Raw genomic sequence first — 2,964 nt, forward strand, 5'->3', positions numbered from 1 at the left:
CGGACATGGGCAGCCGCCCCCGAGGTGACCTCCTGGGGGCGGCTGCCCATGTCCGCCGTGGACCGGCGCGCCGGGGCGCTGTCGCTCGACGGCCGCTGGCGGTTCCAGCTGCTGCCGTCGCCCGGTGACGAGCCCGGCCCCACCTGGTCCTGGGCCGAACTCCCCGGTTCCTGGGCGCTGCACGCCGCCGAGGACCCCCCGCAGTACACCAACGTCCGTATGCCGTGGCCGGAGTTCCCGCCGCACTCCCCCGCCTCGAACCCGACGGGCGTGTACGAAACACAGGTCGAGGCACCCGCCGACTGGGCCGGGCGCCGGATCGTCCTCCAGGTCGGCGCGGCGGAGAGCGTGCTGCTCGTCCATGTGGACGGACGGCCCGTCGGCATGTCCAAGGACTCCCATCTGGCGGCCGAGTTCGACGTGACGGACCTCGTGCGCCCCGGAGCGCCGTCGACGGTACGGCTCACGGTCGTGAAGTGGTCCGACGCCTCCCACATCGAGGACCAGGATCAGTGGTGGCTCGGCGGCGTCACCCGCCCGGTGCTGCTGTACGCCACCGAACCGCTGCATCTCGCGGACGTGACCGTGCGGGCCCGGCGCGACGGCGCACTGCGGGTGGACTGCCGGGTGCGGACCGGCGAGGGCACGGGCGCGCTGCCCGCCGGGTGGTACGTCAGCGGCGAGCTGGACGGTCTGGCGCTCGCCCAGGACACCGCGTTCGACCGGGTCAACGCCGAGGACGAGCGGGTCTCCGACTTCCTCGGCGAGGCGCGGATGGAGACGGTCGTCCCCGAGGTGCGGACCTGGAGCGCCGAGACGCCCGAGCTGTACGACCTCACGGTCCGGCTGCACCGCGCCGATGGCACGGTCGCGGACACCTCGCACCACCGGATCGGCTTCCGCGACGTCGAGGTGCGCGGCCGGGACCTGCTGGTCAACGGGGAACGCGTCTACATCCGGGGCGTGAACCGCCATGACTTCCATCCGCTGACGGGCCGGACGGTGTCGTACGACGACCTGCGCGCCGACCTGGTCACACTGAAGCGCTTCGGTTTCAACGCGATCCGTACCTCCCACTATCCGAGCGACCCGGCGCTGTACGACCTCGCCGACGAGCTCGGTTTCTACGTGGTGGACGAGGCGGACATCGAGTCGCACGACCACGCCCACGAGATCGCCGACGACCCGCGCTACCTCAACGCGTTCGTGGACCGGGTGTCCCGGATGGTCCTGCGGGACAAGAACCACCCCTCGGTGATCATCTGGTCGCTGGGCAACGAGTCCGACTACGGCGCGAACCACGACGCGGCGGCGGGCTGGCTGCGGCGGCACGATCCGACGCGGCCGGTGCAGTACGAGGGCGCCGCGAAGCTGGACTGGGGGGCCACGGACGACGCCTCCGACATCGCCTGCCCGATGTACGCGCCGATCGAGGACTGTGTGGCGCACGCGCTCTCCGGCAAGCAGACCCGGCCGCTGATCCAGTGCGAGTACTCGCACGCCATGGGCAACAGCAACGGCACGCTCGCCGACACGTGGGCGGCCATCGAGGCGACCCCGGGTCTTCAGGGCGGGTTCATCTGGGAGTTCTGGGACCACGGCATCCTCCAGCGTGTGAACGACGGAAGACCGGCCGGGCGTGGGGGCGCCGGGCTGTATGACAACGGTGTCGCCGCCCCCGGACTGCGCTGGGCGTACGGCGGTGACTTCGGCGAGACCCTCCACGACGGCGCGTTCATCGCCGACGGGGTGGTCTTCCCCGACCGGACCCCGAAGCCGGTGATGTACGAGCACCGCGAGATCGCCGCCCCGGTACGGCTGTCCGTCGAGGGCGAGGGCACCTGGCGAGTGCTGCGCGTCCACAACAGGCAGCATTTCCGGGATCTTTCGTGGCTCGCCGCCGAGTGGGAGTTCGCCGCGGCCGACGGCGGCACCTGGACGGTGCCGGCCCAGCTGCCCGACGTGGCCGCGGGCGGCTCAGCCGTCATCGACCGGCCCGAGGTGCGGCACGGGGCCGGTGAGATCTGGCTGACGCTGCGGGTGACGACGGCCGCCGACGAGCCCTGGGCGCCGCGCGGCACCGAGGTGTGCTTCCCCCAGGTGCGGTGGTACGAGGCGGACGAGGGCGAGCCGGTGGTCGGCGCCGACGGCACCCAGGGCCATGTGCCCCCGCCGCGCACGGACGACGAGGGGCTGCTGCGGCATCCGCTGCTCGCCGCCCCGCCGACGCTGAGCCTGTGGCGGGCCCCCACGGACAACGACGTCCTCGGCGGCATGGCCGAGCGCTGGCGGGCCTGGGGCCTCGACAGCCCGGCTCGCGAGACGGTGTCCGTGGGGCGCGAGGGCCCCGTGGTGCGGGTGCGGTCGCGCCTGCTGACGGGTGCCGGGGCCGTCGAGCACGAGCAGACGTTCACGGCGCTGGTGGACGGCCGGATCCTGGTCGAGGAGACCGCCGTGCTGCCCGAGGGGCTGACGGACGTCGCCCGTGTCGGCTCGGTGTTCGAGACCACTGGAGGGTTCGACCGTCTCGCCTGGTACGGGCAGGGCCCCTGGGAGAGTTATCCGGACCGTGCGGTCGGGGCTCCCGTCGGGCACCACTCGGCCGCCGTCGACGACCTGTTCACGCCGTATCTGCGCCCGCAGGAGAGCGGAGGACGGCACGGCGTACGGCACTTCACGCTGGCGGGGGCCGGGCACGAGCTGTCGGTACGGCTTGACGGGCCCCGGCAGGTCTCGGTCAACCGGTACCGCGCGGAGGATCTCGCGGCCGTCGCGCACCATGACGAGCTGGTGCCCCGGCCGGGCTGCGTCGTGCACATCGACGCGGCGCACCGGGGGCTCGGCACGGCGTCGTGCGGGCCCGACACCTCGCCGTCGTATCTCGTCCCGCCGGGTGTCCACCGCTGGTCGTGGACGCTGCGCGCGCTCTGAACCCCGCCCCCCACCTCGTCTCCCTCCTCCTTC

At 73.0% G+C, this 2,964-nt stretch carries 1 protein-coding gene; it reads left to right on the forward strand.

Annotated features, from left to right (window positions below; translation table 11 throughout):
• On the forward strand, window positions 1-2,931 hold a 2,931-nt coding region (locus AOK15_RS39320), incomplete at its 5' end, for a glycoside hydrolase family 2 TIM barrel-domain containing protein (protein ID WP_055523804.1).
• Between the last annotated feature and the right edge of the window lie 33 nt (window positions 2,932-2,964).

The organism is Streptomyces ossamyceticus, from assembly GCF_001418475.1.
In the GTDB taxonomy this organism is placed as follows: domain Bacteria; phylum Actinomycetota; class Actinomycetes; order Streptomycetales; family Streptomycetaceae; genus Streptomyces; species Streptomyces ossamyceticus.